This is a genomic window from Bradyrhizobium sp. 14AA (genome assembly GCF_054185205.1).
The window spans coordinates 1-17,111 of sequence record NZ_JAVAYM010000003.1 but is presented as its reverse complement, the minus strand read 5'-3'; the positions used below and the strand labels follow the sequence as shown (position 1 = coordinate 17,111).

14 protein-coding genes and 1 pseudogene are annotated in these 17,111 nt (G+C 65.3%); 5 read left to right on the top strand and 10 right to left on the bottom strand.

Going from position 1 to position 17,111, the window contains the following annotated elements:
* The first annotated feature begins 124 nt into the window (after positions 1-124).
* Positions 125-1,132: a DUF3592 domain-containing protein gene (locus tag RAD15_RS07890; protein ID WP_458176109.1), complete on the top strand. Its 1,008-nt coding sequence runs from the start codon at positions 125-127 to the stop codon at positions 1,130-1,132.
* Between the two features lie 16 nt (positions 1,133-1,148).
* On the opposite strand, the gene RAD15_RS07885 is transcribed toward RAD15_RS07890, so the two are convergent.
* The 4 genes from RAD15_RS07885 to glpK form a co-directional block, all read right to left on the bottom strand.
* A complete protein-coding gene (locus tag RAD15_RS07885) occupies positions 1,149-1,778 on the bottom strand; it encodes a glutathione S-transferase family protein (RefSeq protein ID WP_458176748.1) in 630 nt (209 codons plus the stop codon).
* Positions 1,779-1,895: 117 nt separating this feature from the next.
* On the bottom strand, positions 1,896-2,384 hold the full coding sequence (locus tag RAD15_RS07880) for a hypothetical protein (protein ID WP_458176107.1): 489 nt from the start codon (positions 2,382-2,384) through the stop codon (positions 1,896-1,898).
* Between the two features lie 144 nt (positions 2,385-2,528).
* Positions 2,529-3,122: a GNAT family N-acetyltransferase gene (locus tag RAD15_RS07875; protein ID WP_458176105.1), complete on the bottom strand. Its 594-nt coding sequence runs from the start codon at positions 3,120-3,122 to the stop codon at positions 2,529-2,531.
* A 249-nt stretch (positions 3,123-3,371) separates the two neighbouring features.
* Positions 3,372-4,874, bottom strand: a complete 1,503-nt coding sequence (gene glpK / locus RAD15_RS07870) for a glycerol kinase GlpK (protein WP_458176103.1) — start codon at positions 4,872-4,874, stop codon at positions 3,372-3,374.
* A 195-nt stretch (positions 4,875-5,069) separates the two neighbouring features.
* Between glpK and RAD15_RS07865 the strand changes: the two genes are divergently transcribed.
* The gene (locus RAD15_RS07865) at positions 5,070-6,428 is read left to right on the top strand and encodes an MBOAT family O-acyltransferase (RefSeq protein WP_458176101.1); all 1,359 of its coding nucleotides are present in this window, start codon (positions 5,070-5,072) and stop codon (positions 6,426-6,428) included.
* Between the two features lie 2 nt (positions 6,429-6,430).
* Positions 6,431-7,324: a hypothetical protein gene (locus RAD15_RS07860; RefSeq protein ID WP_458176099.1), complete on the top strand. Its 894-nt coding sequence runs from the start codon at positions 6,431-6,433 to the stop codon at positions 7,322-7,324.
* A 15-nt stretch (positions 7,325-7,339) separates the two neighbouring features.
* Here the strand turns inward: RAD15_RS07860 and RAD15_RS07855 are convergent, their stop codons facing one another.
* The 6 genes from RAD15_RS07855 to RAD15_RS07830 all read right to left on the bottom strand — a co-directional run bounded on the left by RAD15_RS07855 (position 7,340) and on the right by RAD15_RS07830 (position 15,932).
* Entirely contained in the window at positions 7,340-8,113 is a 774-nt protein-coding gene (locus RAD15_RS07855) for an SDR family NAD(P)-dependent oxidoreductase (protein WP_458176096.1), read from the bottom strand.
* A 74-nt stretch (positions 8,114-8,187) separates the two neighbouring features.
* On the bottom strand, positions 8,188-9,330 hold the full coding sequence (pimD, locus tag RAD15_RS07850; protein WP_458176094.1) for a pimeloyl-CoA dehydrogenase small subunit: 1,143 nt from the start codon (positions 9,328-9,330) through the stop codon (positions 8,188-8,190).
* 93 nt (positions 9,331-9,423) lie between these two features.
* On the bottom strand, positions 9,424-10,614 hold the full coding sequence (gene pimC / locus RAD15_RS07845) for a pimeloyl-CoA dehydrogenase large subunit (protein ID WP_458176092.1): 1,191 nt from the start codon (positions 10,612-10,614) through the stop codon (positions 9,424-9,426).
* A 138-nt stretch (positions 10,615-10,752) separates the two neighbouring features.
* Entirely contained in the window at positions 10,753-11,940 is a 1,188-nt protein-coding gene (locus tag RAD15_RS07840; protein WP_458176090.1) for an acetyl-CoA C-acyltransferase, read from the bottom strand.
* Positions 11,937-13,613, bottom strand: a complete 1,677-nt coding sequence (pimA, locus tag RAD15_RS07835) for a dicarboxylate--CoA ligase PimA (protein ID WP_458176088.1) — start codon at positions 13,611-13,613, stop codon at positions 11,937-11,939. Before pimA ends, RAD15_RS07840 begins: the two co-directional genes overlap by 4 nt.
* A gap of 222 nt (positions 13,614-13,835) precedes the next feature.
* Positions 13,836-15,932: a 3-hydroxyacyl-CoA dehydrogenase NAD-binding domain-containing protein gene (locus RAD15_RS07830; RefSeq protein WP_458176086.1), complete on the bottom strand. Its 2,097-nt coding sequence runs from the start codon at positions 15,930-15,932 to the stop codon at positions 13,836-13,838.
* Between the two features lie 130 nt (positions 15,933-16,062).
* Here RAD15_RS07830 and RAD15_RS07825 point away from each other — a divergent pair, with 130 nt between their 5' ends.
* On the top strand, positions 16,063-16,929 hold the full coding sequence (locus tag RAD15_RS07825) for an IclR family transcriptional regulator (protein WP_458176745.1): 867 nt from the start codon (positions 16,063-16,065) through the stop codon (positions 16,927-16,929).
* 66 nt (positions 16,930-16,995) lie between these two features.
* A pseudogene (gene livG / locus RAD15_RS07820) lies at positions 16,996-17,111 on the top strand (high-affinity branched-chain amino acid ABC transporter ATP-binding protein LivG); the annotation flags it as partial.

The following is a 17,111-nucleotide window of genomic DNA, read 5'->3' as shown; positions in this document are numbered from 1 at the left end:
CCCGCGCTTTCATCCCTTCGGCGGCCTGCGGCTGCACGATCTCCCGGAACGGCGACAGTGCCGTGAACGCAACGCGCGCTCGCCGCGACCAATGGCGATCACGGCCGAAGCGCGGGGGAATCGGATGCTGGACGCCCAACAATTGATGTGGACGCAGATTGCCGCCGGCGTCGCCGTGCTTCTGTTTGGATTGATGCTGTTCAATCTGGTCCGCATGCGGGGCCGGATGCAGACCGCGCGGAGCTGGGACAAGGTGGAGGGCGTCATCACGGTTTCCAGGGTCGATCAGCCGGCGACGCACGCCTCGGACGATCAGAACGACGCCAAGCCCGTCATCCGCTATCGCTATCAGGCCGGCGGCCAGGAGCTGGAAAGCGACAAGGTCTTTGTCGGCGGCCAGGTCATCACGACGCGGGTACTGGCCGCAAAACTGATCGGACGATATCCGGTTGGCGCGCATGTCGACGTCCATGTCGATCCGAAGCAACCAACCGAGGCGCTGCTCGAACCTGCTGCCGCGCAGAACCTCGCGGCGCTGGTGGCGTTCACCATCGTGTTCGGCGTCATTGCCGCCACGCTCACCGCGCATTCGCTCGCGGGTCACGTGCTCTACACCAGCAACGGCGTTCCGCTGTTCGCGTTCGCGCTGCCGATCATCGTGCTCGTGGGCGGCGTGTTCTGCCTCGCAGCGTATGTCCGGACGCGCCGGCTGGCGAGCGCTAGCCTGCGCTGGCCGACCGCGGCCGGCAGGGTCACCCATTGCGACGTGATCGAGGAAATCATCGAGGAGAAGAGCGATGACGACGACAAGTCACGGTCCAGCAAGCTCCAATATCGCTATCAGGTCGACCTCCGCTACGCCTACAGGGTCGGCAAGCGCGACTTCATCGGCACAGAAGTCGATTGGGGCGGCACCATGATCTCCGGGCTGCGCGAGGTCGCCGAAAAGGCCGCGGCGAAACATCGTCCCGGGCAGAACGTCAAAGTCTATTACGATCCGGAACAGCCGGGACACGCGGTGCTGGAGCCTGCGAGCCGGGAAGGCGCGCTGGGGCCGTTGATCGGTGCCGCGGTCTGCGCGGTCGTCGGAGGCCTTTTCCTGACAATCCTGATCAAAATCGGGTTCGCATAGAGGCGCTTGATGCGGCTCACCCCTTCGGCGGCGCCAACGGCTGTACGATCTCCTGAAACGGCGCAAGTGCCTCGCAACGCTCGGCATGCGCCGACAGCGCCGGATAGCGCGACGGCTCGAACAATTGCGGATGTGCTTCTCGGGTAAAGCGGACGACGCAGGCGACCGCGATGTCGGCGTGGCCGATCCGGTCACCCAGCCAGTACGGCGTCGCCACCTTCGCGCGCTCGGCCTCAAGCACCTTCAGGACGTCAGCGATCTGCGCCTGGCAACGCTCGACCCACAGCGCGAGCTGCTCCTTCCGCAGCACGCGCTCGTAGAGCAGGCTCACGGCCTTGTCGCCAAGGCCGGAGGCAAGCGCGCAGATGCGCAAATGATGCCGCCGCTCGGCGCCGCTGCGCGGCAGCATCGCTTTCTCCTCACCGACGCATTCGTCGAGATAATCGAGAATGATCGTGCTCTCGATCAGCGCCTCGCCGTCGTCGAGCACCAGCGTCGGCACGCGGCGCAGCGGATTGTACGGCGCGATCTTGTCGGCGTCGCCGAAGGTTGACCACGGCTTGTGCTCGAAGGCGAGCCCGTAAAGCCGCAGCGCAATCGCGACGCGGCGGACGAAGGGGGAATCGTATTGGCCGATCAGGAACATGTTCTTGCGCCTCTCAGTCGAAGGTCCCGGCAGGGCCGTCCAGTTCATCGTTATTGCCCGCCGCCTGCAACAAATACCTTTGAAGGCGAGCGCTGCGCAACGACGCCACCGCGGAGATTAGAGGCAGGGATTCATGACAGGCTCGCGCGGAATCTCTAGCAGCTTCTTCACGCCTGCCCTGATTTGATCCGGACTGATACTCCGGAAATGCTCCAAGTCGGGTCGACTACAAAAATTCTGAAGGCCTTGTCGCCGCGCCAAACCGAGATGCGATTCTGCTGCGCGCTGCTTGAATTCGTCCAACATCGCGCGCGTCGGATGCAGGGAAGAGTTCGCAAGAATGAACTCGTCAATCGCTGCAATCGCCTCATCCATCGCATCGTCCGTCTGGCGCCGCGTCAACCCACACGCCGCCGTTTCGGCCTGGATGGAAAGATACATCGACCAAGCGCAAAGAACGGCGCCATTGCCACTCTTGTCGACCTCGAACTGACGGGACCCCAGCACCATCCGATCCTGGCCCGGCGCTGGCACGCTCAGCATCAGCATGCCAATCAAGGCGACGACTAAGGTCTTCAGACGATTCGATGCCATAAGATGGCGCATGACGACCTCTGGTCGGGCAAGCAGAGACGATACACTTCAAAATGGCAACAAGACAAGGTTGTGCTAGGCCATTACGACCAGACCCGGCCGTCTACCAGATCACGGCGGGCCGGCGATTGATCGCCGGCTACAGGTCTCGACGCATCATTCAATGATCGGCACATGCCGCGCCGCATCGCGCGGCGCCGTGCCGTCGAGACGCGGATCGTCGGCGATCTCGATCTGCAGGCGGAATGGACGGAAGCCGGAGCGTTGGTAGAACGCGACGGCGGAGGGATGGTCGAAGGTGCAGGTGTGGACCCAGACGCGGCGGAGGTCGCGTGACCAGGCGAGGTCCAGCCCGCGGTTCATGAGGAAGCGGGCGGCGCCTGTGCCGATCAGCCCGGCGGTGACGCCGAAATAGACCAGCTCGCATTGGCCGGGCTGACGGAAATCCAGCTCCAGCAGGCCTTCGTCGTGACCGTCCACGACCAGGGCGTAGACTTCAATCCCCGGCACGTGGATGACCGCCGTGAGCTCGGCGTCGGTCATGCGCGCGCGCGAGAACCACAACCAGTCGTCGCCGACGCGGCGGTAGAGGTCGCGATACCAGTCAAGCGCGGGGGCGTCGACCTTGCGCAGGGTCCAGTTGCCCGGTGGATCGTCGCGGCGCGCGGGAGGTGCGGTCATCTCCAGATGCGTGACGACCGTGGCGATCTTGCCGGAGGGCACGTCGGAATAGCCGTCGGGGAGGATCATGGGATGCGTCCTTTTGAAGTTGAACGCCGGCCACACACTCCGTGTCGTCCTGGCGAAAGCCAGGACCCATTACCACAATTGGTCATTGTTGCGGCAGGCTGGGGCCGATAGCGGTCCAAAGCAATTTGGCTCGGTGGTTATGGGTCCTGGCTTTCGCCAGGACGACGGCGGAGTTTGAGGACGCGTCTCGTTCACCTCGCCGTCAGTGTGATCGCGTCCGCCGCTATCGGGGCGGGTTGCGCGCACCCGCTATTCTCCCTCATCACTCGCCAGCACGCCCTTCACTGCCCTTGCCCAGCCCGCGAGCTTTCGCTCGCGTGTCGCCTGGCTCATGTTCGGCTTGAAGCGGTGCTCGAGGCGCCAGTTGTCGGCGAATTTGGTCGGCTCGGGATAGACGCCGACCTGGAGACCGGCGAGATAGGCGGCGCCGAGCGCGGTCGTCTCCTGAATCACGGGGCGATCGACAGGGGCATCGAGCAAATCTGCGAGGCGCTGCATGGTCCAGTCCGACGCCGTCATGCCGCCGTCGACGCGGAGCACGACGCTGGCGGTTTCCGAGCTTGGCCAGTCCGCGCGCATCGCGGCCCAGAGGTCGAAGGTCTGGTAGCAGACGCTTTCCAGCGCGGCGTGGGCGAGCTCGGCGGGGCCGGTGTTGCGGGTGAGGCCGAACAGCGCGCCGCGCACGCGCGGATTCCAGTAGGGGGCGCCCATGCCGACGAAGGCAGGAACGAGATAGACGCTCTGCATCGAGTCGGACTGGTCGGCAAGAGGCCCGGTCTCCGCCGCGTGCTTGATGATGCCGAGGCCGTCGCGCAGCCATTGCACCGCGCTGCCGGCAACGAAGATCGAGCCTTCGAGCGCGTAGGTGCGTTTGCCGTCGAGCTGGTAGGCAACGGTGGTGAGCAGCTTGTTCTTCGAGACCACGGGCGTGGTGCCGGTGTTGAGCAGCGCGAAGCAGCCGGTGCCGTAGGTCGACTTCATCATGCCCGGGCGGAAGCAGGCCTGGCCGATGGTCGCCGCCTGCTGGTCGCCGGCGATGCCGGAGATCGCGATCGCGCCGCCGAACAAATCAGGCGTGCTCTCGCCGAAACGCGCGGAGGAATCCTTCACCTCGGGCAGCATCGAGCGCGGCACGCCGATGATCTCCAGGAGCTCGTCGTCCCATTGGCCGGTGTGGATGTTGAACAGCAGCGTGCGCGAGGCGTTGGTGGCGTCGGTGGCGTGCACCTTGCCGCCGGTGAGGCGCCAGAGCAGGTAGCAGTCGACCGTGCCGAACATCAGCTCGCCGCGCGCAGCGCGCGCGCGGGCGCCGGGGACGTGGTCGAGGATCCAGGCGACCTTGGTGCCGGAGAAATAGGGGTCGATGATCAGGCCGGTCTTTTGCGAGATCAATGGCTCGCGGCCGTCGTGCTTCAGCTTCGCGCAGATGTCGGCGGTGCGGCGGTCCTGCCAGACGATGGCGCGATGCACGGCCTGGCCTGTCGCGCGGTCCCACACCACGGTGGTCTCGCGCTGGTTGGTGATGCCGATCGCGGCGATGTCCTTGGCGGTGATGCCGGCCTGCTCGATCGCCTCGCGGCAGACCATCACGGTCGAGGTCCAGATGTCCTCCGGCTCGTGCTCGACCCAGCCCGAGGCCGGGAAATGCTGCGGAAACTCGGCTTGCGCCTTCGCCGCGATGGAAATATCGCCGCGAAACACGATCGCGCGCGAAGAGGTGGTGCCCTGATCGATGGCGAGGACGAAAGACATGGCGGCTTACCTTGGCGTTTTCCTGGCGTTATCCCGGAGGGATCATTGTGTCGCGCCAAAGGGAGCGGATTGGAGGCGGAAGGTCAAGGTTGCTCTGGCTTCTCCTCCCCTCGAGGGTGATGAAAGCAGACCGTCGCCAAGACTAGGACCGCGTCCGCAAAAATGCTACACGCCGGGCCGGACCATCGGGGCGGCATGACTTTCACTTCCTTTCAGTTCGGCATCTTCGTCGCGGTCGTGTTCGGCGCCTATTACCTGCCGGCTTTGCGCCGCTTCCAGGTCCAGCTGCTCGTGCTTGCGAGCCTGGTGTTCTATGGCTCCGGCCAACCGGAACTGCTGCCGCTGCTGCTGCTCGCCGTGGTCGGAACCTACGTGTGCCTGGTGCTGGCCTTCGACAACCGCGCGGTGTGGATGCCGGCCGGGATCGTCTTCAATCTCGCCCTGTTGGCGTTCTTCAAATACAAGCTCCTGTTCGTCGATGTGGCCACAGCTCACCTGACGGGAGTTGCGCCGCTCGACTTCCTGCTGCGCCTGCCGCTGCCGATCGGCATCTCGTTCTTCGTATTCCACAACATCAGCCTGCTGGTCGACCTCACGCGCGAGAAGCGGCCACCACGCTTGAGCGACGTTTTCCTCTACATCATCTTCTTTCCGCAGCTCGTGTCGGGGCCGATCACGCGCGCGGGCCAGTTCATGCCGCAGATCGTGCCCAAGCGGCTCGGCGACGTTGCCTTCGTCGAGGCCGCGAAGTGGGTTCTCGTCGGCTTCTTCTTCAAGCTCTACGTCGCGAACAATCTCAACGAGATGACGTCCTACATGGACTATCCGCTCTATGAGACGGTGCGCACGCAGGATCGCTGGCTGCTCGTGTTCCTGTACGGCTACCAGATCTATGCCGACTTCTTCGGCTATTCGGCGATCGCGCTCGGCCTCGCCCTGCTGTTCGGATACCGCCTGCCCGTCAACTTCAACCTGCCCTACATCTCGACGTCGTTCTCCGAGTTCTGGACGCGCTGGCACATCTCGCTGTCGACCTGGCTCAGGACCTATCTCTACATCCCGCTCGGCGGCAATCGGCATGGACCGGCCAGAACCTGCCTCAACCTGATGATCGTGATGACGCTCGGAGGGCTCTGGCACGGCGCCAGCCTGAGCTACGCCTTGTGGGGCATGCTGCACGGCCTCCTGCTCGTCGTCGAACGCCCCTTCCTGAAGGTGCTGGGCGAGGCCGGCCCTGCCGTGCGGGTCGTTCGCATGGGCGTCGTCTTCCTCTGCGTGACGATGCTGTGGATCTTCTTCAAGCTGCCGAACTTCGATCACGCGCTGGGCTACCTCGCCGGGATGTTCAGGCCGACCGACAATCCCAATCCGACGAAGCTGTTCTACAATCTCGCCCTGCTCTACGCCCTGCCCGTCATCATCCAGCATGTCGGCTTCGGTGCGCTCGCCGCCGGCAGGCTCTCGCGCTGGGAGCCGTATCTCTATGGCGCACTCGCGGCGCTGGCCTATCTCGAGGCGGGGCCCGACGCCGCCTTCATCTACTTCCAGTTCTGACGATGCGGCAGACCTCAACGCTTCCATGGCTGGTCAGATGCGCGGGCGTCGCGACGGCGCTGCTCCTTGCCTGCGGCCTTGCCACGGCGCGGTTCGGCGCGGCGCTGCAGCAGCCGGCCGTCACCACCCGCGACGGCAGCCTCGTCACCCTCAACCGCTATGTGCAGGAGCCGGTGCCCGACATCGTGCTGGTCGGCAGCTCGGTCACCTGGCGTCTGAAGGAGGACTATTTCTCGCTGCCGCGCATCCGTAATCTGGCGCTGGCGGGAGGCTCGCCGGTGACCGGCCTCGAGATCGTCGCAAGGCAGCCGAGCCTACCGAAGATCGTGCTGATCGAAACCAACATCCTCTCCCGCGAGCCCGACGGCGCGCTGGTCGAAAGATTTTCGGGCGGCACGCGGGCCGAAGCGCCGCTGCTGCGCCCGGTGCGAACGGCGGTCGCAGCCTACGAGACCTGGAATCACGCCCCGCCGAATCCCGCCCGGGCGCGCGCCGAGCAGGAGCGCGTGCTGAGCCAGCCGCCGAGCACCTTCGACAACAAGGCCTATCTCGACCACGCGCTGGAACAGATGAACGACAGCGACCCCACCGTGCCGGCGCGCGCGAATGTGGCCATCATCAAGCAACTGATCGACGAGATCCAGCAACGCGGGGCACGGGCCTTCCTCATCGAAGTGCCGTTCGCCGCGGAGATCGAGAATTCCCGCCACGCCCGGACGAGCAAGGCGATCGTCCACGAGGCGTTCCCGGATCCCGCGCTGTGGCTGCCGATCGATCCGCCGCGGAGCGAGTTGCGCTGGGCCGACGGCGTGCATCTCGACGAACGAAGTGCGCTGATCGTCGTGCGCGGCATCGAGGGCGCTTTGGCCGGGCGCGACGGCGCGCGCCGGCCTTGAGCGCGCGGGCCGCGGTTACACCGCGGCCGTGGTCACGCCGCCGTCGATGACGATGGTCTGTCCGGTCATGAAGCTCGAGGCATCGGACGCGAGATAAGCGACGGCGCCGGCGATCTCGTCGGGCTCGCCGATCCGACGCAGCGGCGTGGTGGCGGTGCGGCGCTTCAGCATGGCTTCGTCTTCCCACAGCGCGCGGGCGAAATCGGTCTTGACGAGGCCGGGCGCAATGCAGTTGACGCGGACGCCCTTCGGGCCCCACTCGCCGGCGAGCGAGCGGCACAGCGCGAAGTCGGCGGCCTTGGAGATGCCGTAAGCGCCGATCACGGTGGAGCCGCGCAAGCCGCCGATCGAGGAGATGATGACGACGGAGCCGCCTCCGCGTTCCGCCATCTGCGGGATCGCGAGCGCCGAGAGCCAGATGTTGCTCTTGACGTTGCTGCCCATGATCTTGTCGAAGGCTTCGTCCGTGATGTCGAGCAGCGGGCCGTAGTAAGGATTGACGGCGGCGTTGCAGACGAGGATGTCGATCTTGCCGTAATGCTTCGTGGCGCCTGCGATCAGCGCCTCGACCTCGGCCTTGCGCGCGATGTTGCAGGGTATGACGGTGGCCTCGCCGCCGGCCGCAATGATGCCGTCCACGACCTCCTTGCAGGCTTCCGCCTTGCGCGAGGAGACCACGACCTTGGCCCCCAACTTGGCGAGCAGCTCGGCGGAAGAGCGGCCGATGCCGCGGCTGGAGCCGGTGACGATTGCGACTTTTCCGGTGAGATCGAACGGGGTGTTTTTCATTGTTGTTGCTCCGCTGACGCCATTTACTCGGTGTCATCGCCCGGCTTGGCCGGGCGATGACAGTCGTCGTGTGGCTAGATCAACCCGCCACCATCCGCGACGCGGCGCTGGTGGTAGTCGGTGTCGCCAAACGAGTTCTCGATCATGGTGAGGCGCTTGAAGTAGTGGCCGATCTTCGCCTCCATGGTCATGCCGATGCCGCCGTGGAGCTGGATCGACTGCTGTCCGACGAATTTCAGCGATTTGCCGATCTGCACCTTGGCCGCGGCAATCGCGTTGGAGCGCTCCCTGGCGTCCTCGAAATCACCGGCCATGGTCGCGAACATCGACATCGATCGCGCCTGTTCAGCGGCGACGAACATGTCGGAGGCGCGATGCTGCAGCGACTGGAACGAGCCGATCGCGACGCCGAACTGTTTTCGCGTTTTGATGTACTCGACCGTGGTCTTCAGCGACTCGTCCATCAGGCCGACCGCCTCGGCGCAGAGCGCGACGCGTGCCTCGTCCACCACGCGCTCGATCAGCGCGAGCGAATCCTCGGGATTGCCGAGCACGGCATCGGCGCCGACCTCGACACCGGTGAGGGTGATGTCGGCGGCGTGCAGGCCGTCCTGCGTCGGATACGACTTCTTCGTGACGCCCTTGGCATTCGCGGGAACCAGGAACACGCCGATGCCGGTCTTGTCGCGGCGGTCGCCCTTGGTACGCGCGGTGACGACGAGCGTGTCGGCGTTCTCACCGTTGAGCACGACGAATTTCTCGCCGTCGATGACGTAGGCGTCGCCCTTCTTCTTCGCGGTCGTGGAGACGTCGAAGAGATCGTAGCGCGAGTTCTTCTCGAGCTGGGCAAACGCCAGCGTCTTGCTGCCGTCGATGATCCCGGGCAGGTGCGCGGCCTTCTGCGCATCGGAGCCCGCGTGGCGCAGGAAGCCGCCGCCGATCACCACCGTTGCGAGATACGGCTCGAGCACCAGCGCCTTGCCGAGCGCCTCCATCACGATCATGGTCTCGACGCCGCCGCCGCCGAAGCCGCCATCGGCCTCGCTGAAGGGCAGGCCGAGCAGGCCCTGCTCGGCGAGCTTGAGCCAGACCGCTTTGCTCCAGCCGCCCTTCTCCTTCATGTACTTCTTGCGGCTCTCGAAATCGTAGGAATCGGTCAAGAGGCCGTCGATGCTTTCCTTGAGAAGCCGCTGCTCCTCGTTCAGATCAAAATCCATTTCTGTTTCCTCAAACTAACAAGTCTCTGCGCGGAGAGAGGCCCCTCACCCCAACCCTCTCCCCGCAAGAGCGGGGCGAGGGAGAAGAGAGCATCACAGCCCCAGCACCGCCTTGGCGATGATGTTGCGCTGGATCTCGTTGGAGCCGCCGTAGATCGAGACCTTGCGGTTGTTGAAGTAGCTCGGCGCGATCTGGGCGGTCCATTCCATGGCTTCGTTCGAGCCGTCGTCGCCGTGCAAATCGTAGGGCGCGGCGAACGGGCCGATCACTTCCATCAGGAGCTCGGTGGTGGTCTGCTGGATCTCGGAGCCCTTGATCTTCAGCACCGAGGAGGCCGGATTGGGCTTGCCCTTGCCGTGCTTGCCCTCGTCGGCGACGACGCGAAGCTGCGTGAGCTCGAGCGCCTTCAGCTCGATCTCGCAAGCCGCGAGCTTCTCGCGGAAGGCAGCATCCTGGATGATCGGCTTGCCGCCGGATTCCACCTTGCCGGCGAGATCGCGGATGCGGCGCAGCCGCTCCTTGGAGACGCCGACCCGCGCGATCCCGGTGCGCTCATTGCCGAGCAGGAATTTTGCGTAGTCCCAGCCCTTGTTCTCCTCGCCGATCAGGTTCTCGACGGGCACCTCGACGTCGTCGAAGAAGACCTCGTTGACCTCGACGCCGCCGTCGATGGTCTGGATCGGACGCACGGTGACGCCCTTCGACTTCATCGAGAACACGATGAAGGAGATGCCCATCTGCTTCTTCGCGTTGTTGTCGGTGCGGCAGAGGCAGAAGATCATGTCGGCGTGCTGGGCGAGCGTGGTCCAGGTCTTCTGGCCGTTGATGATCCACTTGTCGCCCTTGCGCTCGGCTTTCGTCTTCAGCGAGGCGAGGTCGGAGCCGGAGCCGGGCTCGGAGAAGCCCTGGCACCACCAGTCGTCGACATTGGCGATGCGCGGCAGGTACTGCTTCTTCTGCTCCTCGTTGCCGAAGGTGTAGATGACGGGGCCGACCATGCTGACGCCGAAGGCGAGCGGCTGCGGCGCCGGATAGGACTGCAGCTCCTCGTTGAAGATGTAGTGCTGCACGGAGGTCCACCCCGTTCCGCCATATTGCGTCGGCCAGTGACTGACGCCCCAACCCTTCTTGTTGAGGATGCGCCACCACGTCACCATCTCGTCCTTCGAGAGATGGCGGCCCTCGACCAGCTTGCGCCGCGTATCCGGCGGCACGTTGTCGCGGAAGAACGACCGCACTTCCTCGCGAAACGCCTGCTCTTCTTTCGTGAATGCGAGATCCATCGGACCCTCCTGTTTCCTCGTCGTCCTGGCGAAAGCCAGGACCCATTACCACCGGCCTCCGTTTTGCGAAGGCAACTCTTGTCTGTCCGCCAAACTCCTGCTGCGGAGTATGGGTCCTGGCTTTCGCCAGGACGACGATTACTGCAACACCTCGAAAAGTCCCGCCGCGCCCATGCCGCCGCCAACGCACATCGTCACCACCGCATACTTCGCCTTGCGGCGGCGGCCTTCGATCAGGGCGTGACCGGTGAGGCGCGCGCCCGACATGCCGTAGGGATGGCCGACCGCGATCGCGCCGCCGTCGACGTTGATCTTCTCGGGGTCGATGCCGAGCTTGTCACGGCAATACAGCACCTGCACCGCGAAAGCTTCGTTGAGCTCCCAGAGGCCGATGTCGTCGACGGTGAGGCCGTGGCGCTTCAGGAGGCGCGGCACGGCGAAGACCGGGCCGATGCCCATCTCGTCCGGCTCGCAGCCGGCGGAGACGAAGCCGCGGAAGATGCCGAGCGGCTTGAGGCCGCGCTTTGAGGCTTCCTTGTCGCTCATGATGACGCTGGCGCTGGCGCCGTCCGAGAGCTGGCTGGCATTGCCGGCGGTGACCGAAAAGCCCTCGCCGCGCACGGCCTTGAGGCCGGCGAGGCCTTCGGCGGTGGTTTCGGGGCGCGGGCCCTCGTCCTGCGACAGCGTGACCTCTTTCATCGACACGGCGCCGGTCGCCTTGTCGGTGACCGCCATCAGCGTGGTGATCGGCGCGAGTTCGTCCTTGAACTTGCCGCCCTGTTGGGCTGCCGCGGTGCGGCGCTGGCTCTCCAGCGAATATTCGTCCTGCTCCTCGCGCGAGATGCCGTAGCGCTTGGCGACGATCTCCGCCGTGTCGATCATGGGCATGTAGACCTCGCCCTTGATCTTGAGCAGCGCCGGGTCCTGGGCGTGGAAGCCGTTCATCTTGTCGTTCTGCACGAGGCTGATGGACTCGCCGCCGCCGCCGACCGCGATCTCGACGCCGTCGAAGATCACTGAGCGCGCGGCCAGCGCGATCGCCTGCAGGCCCGAGGCGCACTGCCGGTCGATGGTGGTGCCGCCAACGGTGACGGGCAGGCCGGCACGGAGCAGCGCCTTGCGCGCGATGTTGCCGCCGGTCGCGCCCTGCTGAAGCGCGGCGCCCATCACGACGTCCTCGATCTCCTTCGGATCGACTTTTGCACGCGCGACGGCTTCGCCGATGGCGTGGCCGAGCAGGGTTGCGCCCTCGGTGGCGTTGAGCGCGCCGCGATAGGCCTTGCCGATCGGGGTGCGGGCGGTGGAAACGATGACGGCGTCGGTCAAGAACGACCTCCTGGTTGCTTGGATTGTGATGGTTTCTGCTGCTGGCGCAACTCGTGGCGCGACAATTTTCCGACCGGCGTGCGCGGCAGATCGTCGACGAACTCGACCTCCGCCGGCAATTCGTGCTTGCCGAGCTTGCCGGCAAGCTGCGCGCGCAGCTCGTCGAGCGAGAACGGTTTTGCCTCCGGCCTGAGCTTGATGAAGGCCTTGGCGGCCTCGCCGCGATACTGGTCGGGAATGCCGAGCACGATGACCTCGTGCACGCCCGAAATGGTGTAGATCGCCTGCTCGATCATCTGCGGATAGACGTTGAAGCCGCCGGAGATGATCATGTCCTTCTTGCGGTCGACCAGGAAGAAATAGCCGTCGGTGTCGACATAGCCGATGTCGCCGGTGAGGAAGCGGCCGTCGACGAAGGCATCAGTCGATCCCTCCGGCTTGTTCCAGTACCCCTTGGTGACGTTCGGGCCCTTGATGCGGATCTCGCCGACCTCGCCGGGCGGCAGCACGCGTGTCGGATCGTCCAGCGAGACGACGTCGAGCTCGATGCCGGGCAGCATCAGGCCGATCGAGCCGGGCTTGTCGGGGCCTGTGGGCGGATGGCCGGTGCCGGGCGAGCAGGTTTCGGTCATGCCCCAGCCGCTGCGCAGCTTCTTGCCGACCTTGCGCTCGAAGAAATTCGCGACCTCCACCGGCAGCGGCGCGCCGCCGGAGCCGATGGTCGCGAGCGAGGAGAAGTCGCGCTTGTCGAGATCAGGGAGCGCGGCGATCGCGATCCACATGGTCGGCACGCCAGGGAAATAGGTCGCGCGTTTGACCTCGATGTCGCGCATGACGGCCTCGACGTCGAAACGCTGATGCAGCGAGATCAGATTGCCGCGGCTGAGCGAGGACAGCAGCACGACGGTCAGCGCGTAGATGTGGAACAGCGGCAGCACGCAGATCACGCGCTCGACCACGTCGCCGCGGCTCGCACGCGACGGCTTGCCCCAGACGTCGTAGATCGACACCGCCGAGGTGAGATTGCCGTGCGTCAGCATCGCGCCCTTGGGCAGGCCAGTGGTGCCGCCGGTATATTGCAGCAGCGCGACGTCTTCGGCGGTGACTTTCGGCCACTCGGCCGGCGCGGTGGCGCCCTCCACAAAAGTCTTGAAGGTGACGATGCGGGGATCATCGGGGATCGGCGCCTGCGGCGTGCCGACCTTGCCCCAATTGTCGTCCTCGCAGACGACGAGGCGATCGATCAGCCCCTTCTCCAGGAATTTCAGCGCTGTCGGCAGCAGCGCGGCGAGATTGGAGGTGACGAGCAGGCGCGAGCCGGAATCCGAGACCTTGTGGGTCAGCGCGATCTCGCCGTCGAGCGGCGAGAGATGCGCGAGGCGGGCGCCGGCCTTCAGCGCGCCGAAGAAATTGACGGGGTGATCCGGCGTATTGCCGAGGAACAGCGCGATGGACGTGCCCTTGCCGCAGTCGGCGCGCAGGAACGCCGCGGCCGCGCGTTCGGCCATCGCGGCGAGCTCGGTGTAGGTGATCGGACGTTCCCGGAATTCCAGCGCGGTGCGCGGACTGTATTCGGCGGCGGCTTTCGACAGCAGGTCAGGCAGCGAGCCCTGGACGATGGTGTCGTCCCAACGCACGCCCGCGGGATAAAACTGTTCGCCGGGATGGGTCATTAACGGTCGATACTCTGCAGAGCGGTCGTGACGATATCGTGTGAGGCGGGCACCGATGTCCGGGCTCCCTTCCCCCTTGTGGGGAAGGGTTGGGGAAGGGGATGCCACGAACACTGACCTCGCTTGGGGCTACCCCCCTCCCTACCCCTCCCCCACAAGGGGGGAGGGAACGGAGAGAGTGTTGCCCTCGCAAAGGTGTTCGTGATCACCGAGCCCAACCCATCACGCCGCTTTCGACGCCGCCGCGAGCGAGGCGAACGTCTTGCCTTCGGCCGCGAGCTTCTTCAGCAGCGGCGCGGGCTCGAGGCTGGGGTCGTTGGTCTCCTTGGCGTAGAAGGCGAGGCGATCGGCGATGTGCTTGAGGCCGACGGTGTCGGCCCAGAACATCGGGCCGCCGCGGTAGATCGGCCAGCCATAGCCGTAGAGCCAGACCACGTCGATGTCGGAGGGACGCGCCGCGATGCCCTCTTCGAGGATCTTCGCGCCCTCGTTGATCATCGGATACATCATGCGCTCGAGGATCTCCTCGTCGCTGACGACGCGCTTCTTGCGGCCGAGACGGAGCAGCGTCTCGTCGATCAGCTTCTCGACCTCGGGATCAGGCAGCGCCGAGCGCGAGCCGGCCTCATACTTGTAGTAGCCCTTGCCGGTCTTCTGGCCGAAGCGGCCGGCTTCGCACAGCGCATCCGCGATCTCGGACTTGATGCCGCGGTCTTTCCGCGAGCGCCAGCCGATGTCGAGGCCGGCGAGATCGCCCATCGCGAACGGCCCCATCGGCATGCCGAATTTTGTCACGACGGCATCGACCTGCTGCGGCAGCGCGCCTTCGAACAAGAGCTTCTCCGACTGCTTGCCGCGCTGCGCCAGCATGCGGTTGCCCACAAAACCGTCGCAGACGCCGACCACGGCCGGCACCTTCGCGATCTTGCGCGCGATGTTGACCGCGGTGACCAGCGCGTCCGGCGCGGTCTTGTCGGCGCGCACGATCTCGCACAGCTTCATGACGTTGGCCGGCGAGAAGAAGTGCATGCCGAGCACATCCTGCGGACGCTTGGTCGACTTCGCGATCTCGTCGATATTGAGGTACGATGTGTTGGAGGCGAGCACGGCACCGGGCTTGACGTACTGGTCGAGCTTGCCGAACACTTCCTTCTTCACCGCCATGGTCTCGAACACGGCCTCGATGACGAGGTCGGCATCGCCGACATTCTCGATGCCGACGACGCCGTTGATCAGCGCCATGCGCTTGGCGGGCGCGTCAGCCGGGATGCCGCCGCGCGCGGCGGTCGCTTCCCAGTTCTTCTGCATGATGCCCATGCCGCGCTTGAGCTGCTCCTCGCCGGTCTCGATCAGGGTGACGGGAACGCCGGCATTGGCAAAGGACATCGCGATGCCGCCACCCATGGTGCCGGCGCCGAGGATGGCGACGCGGTTCACGGGACGCGACTTGGTGCCTTCAGGGACGCCAGCGATCTTGGCGGCCTCGCGCTCGGCGAAGAAGGCATAGCGCTGCGCCTTGGACTGGTCGCTGGCGACGAGCTTCAGGAAGCCCTCGCGCTCCTTCTTCAGGCCTTCGTCGAAGGGTAGGTCAATGGCGTAGCCGACGGCGTCGGCGGCCGCGAACGGCGCTTCCAGGCCGCGCGACTTCTTGGTCATGGCGGCAACCGCATTGGTGAAGATCGAGCGGTCGGCCTTGGCGGCCGCGATCTTGGAATCGTCGTCGCGCAGGCGGCGCAGCGGACGCTTCTCGGCCAGCAGCTTGCGCACGAAAGCCTCGCCGCCCGACGCCGGGCCCTCGATGATCTCCTCGATCAGGCCGTTCTTGAGCGCTTCCGCCGCCCCGATCGGATCGCCGCCGACGATCATCTTGACGGCGAGCTCCGGCCCGACCGCGCGCGGCAGGCGCTGGGTGCCGCCGGCGCCGGGCAGCAGGCCGAGCTTGACCTCGGGCAGGCCGAGCTTGGCTTCCTTGACCGCGACGCGGAAATGACAGGCGAGCGCGACCTCGAGGCCGCCGCCGAGCGCGGTGCCGTGGATCGCGGCAACCACCGGCTTGGGGGAGTTCTCGATCTCGGCGAGCACGTCGTTGAGCGCGGGCGCCTTCGGCGGCTTGCCGAATTCGGTGATGTCGGCCCCGGCGATGAAGGTGCGCCCCGCGCAGGTCAGCACGATACCCTTGATGGCGGGATCGGCGACCGCGGCCTTGATGCACTCCAGGATGCCACCGCGGACGGCGGCGCTCAGCGCATTGACCGGCGGGCTGTTGACCGTGACGATCCCGACTTCGTCATGACGCTCAAGCTTGACCACTTCGCTCACGGTGTCCCTCCTTGGTGGGGATTTACTTTTGTTGGATTTCGCACTGCGGAATTTAATTCCGCATCTTGACGGCAGGGTTATTTTGAAGCACGTGGCTTGTCAACGACTCCGCGCAAGAAGCAGATCAGGGATGAAGCGTACAGCAAAGAAGACTGCGACAGATCGGAACTTCGTCGTCGCGCTTTCCCGCGGACTGGACGTATTGCGCGCATTCCAACCCAATGACGGCCTGCTCGGCAATCAGGAGATTGCCTCCCGCACCAACCTGCCGAAGCCGACCGTGTCGCGGCTGACCTATACGCTGACCAAGCTCGGCTATCTGGCGCCGGTTCCCCGCTTCGAGAAGTACCAGCTCACGCCCGCCGCGATGTCGCTCGGCTACGCGGCGCTGGCCAATCTCGGCGTTCGGCATTTGTCCGAACCGTTTCGCGAGGACGTGATGCGCGCGACCGGCGGCGCCGTTGCCGTCGGAGGCCGCGATCGCCACAGCATGATCTATTTCGGGCAGAGCCGCGGCACAGAGACGGTCGGAGTTCAACTTGACGTCGGCTCGCGCGTGCCGATTGCAACCAGCGCGATGGGCCGCGCCTATTTCTGGGCGCTCGACGACGCGGACCGCGCAGAGCTGTCGCGTCTGTTGCGCGAACATTACGGCAGCCGCTGGCCCAAGATGCGCGACGGATTGGAACGCTCCGGCGAAACCGTCGCGAAATACGGTTTTGCGATCTCCGTCGGCGACTGGCACGACGACATCGGCGCTGCCGGCGTCGCGCTCAGGCTCAACGACGGAACCGGTCCCTACGCATTCAATTGCGGCGCGCCCGCATTCCGCTTCACGGAAGAGCGTTTGATCAACGACATTGGACCGCGTCTGCTTGCGATGGTAAGGAACATCGAAGCGGCACTCGGGGGACTGATGCCGCATTCCAAAAAAGACGTCAGCAAAAAGCTGAAATCAGGAGGAAAAGTTGCGCGTGTGGCCGAGGGGATCAGATAGCCTTTGTCATCACCGGGAGCGGTTCGCATCGCCCCTTCGCCCACTGAACATCGTGGGCGAGACGAGATGACGCAGGCACAGCTCGCGCAGGGGACATCGCCCCTGCTCGCGGTTCGCGACGTCAGCGTCGTGTTCGGCGGCATCATTGCGCTCAACGGCGTGTCCTTCGACATGCACAAGGG

Bases quoted from the DNA above. Each gene is read 5' to 3' on its own strand.
- RAD15_RS07890 (WP_458176109.1), top strand. From the start codon at position 125: ATGCTGGACGCCCAACAATTGATGTGGACGCAGATTGCCGCCGGCGTC.
- RAD15_RS07885 (WP_458176748.1), bottom strand. From the start codon at position 1,778: ATGTTCCTGATCGGCCAATACGATTCCCCCTTCGTCCGCCGCGTCGCG.
- RAD15_RS07880 (WP_458176107.1), bottom strand. From the start codon at position 2,384: ATGCGCCATCTTATGGCATCGAATCGTCTGAAGACCTTAGTCGTCGCC.
- RAD15_RS07875 (WP_458176105.1), bottom strand. From the start codon at position 3,122: ATGATCCTCCCCGACGGCTATTCCGACGTGCCCTCCGGCAAGATCGCC.
- glpK (WP_458176103.1), bottom strand. From the start codon at position 4,874: ATGTCTTTCGTCCTCGCCATCGATCAGGGCACCACCTCTTCGCGCGCG.
- RAD15_RS07865 (WP_458176101.1), top strand. From the start codon at position 5,070: ATGACTTTCACTTCCTTTCAGTTCGGCATCTTCGTCGCGGTCGTGTTC.
- RAD15_RS07860 (WP_458176099.1), top strand. From the start codon at position 6,431: ATGCGGCAGACCTCAACGCTTCCATGGCTGGTCAGATGCGCGGGCGTC.
- RAD15_RS07855 (WP_458176096.1), bottom strand. From the start codon at position 8,113: ATGAAAAACACCCCGTTCGATCTCACCGGAAAAGTCGCAATCGTCACC.
- pimD (WP_458176094.1), bottom strand. From the start codon at position 9,330: ATGGATTTTGATCTGAACGAGGAGCAGCGGCTTCTCAAGGAAAGCATC.
- pimC (WP_458176092.1), bottom strand. From the start codon at position 10,614: ATGGATCTCGCATTCACGAAAGAAGAGCAGGCGTTTCGCGAGGAAGTG.
- pimA (WP_458176088.1), bottom strand. From the start codon at position 13,613: ATGACCCATCCCGGCGAACAGTTTTATCCCGCGGGCGTGCGTTGGGAC.
- RAD15_RS07825 (WP_458176745.1), top strand. From the start codon at position 16,063: ATGAAGCGTACAGCAAAGAAGACTGCGACAGATCGGAACTTCGTCGTC.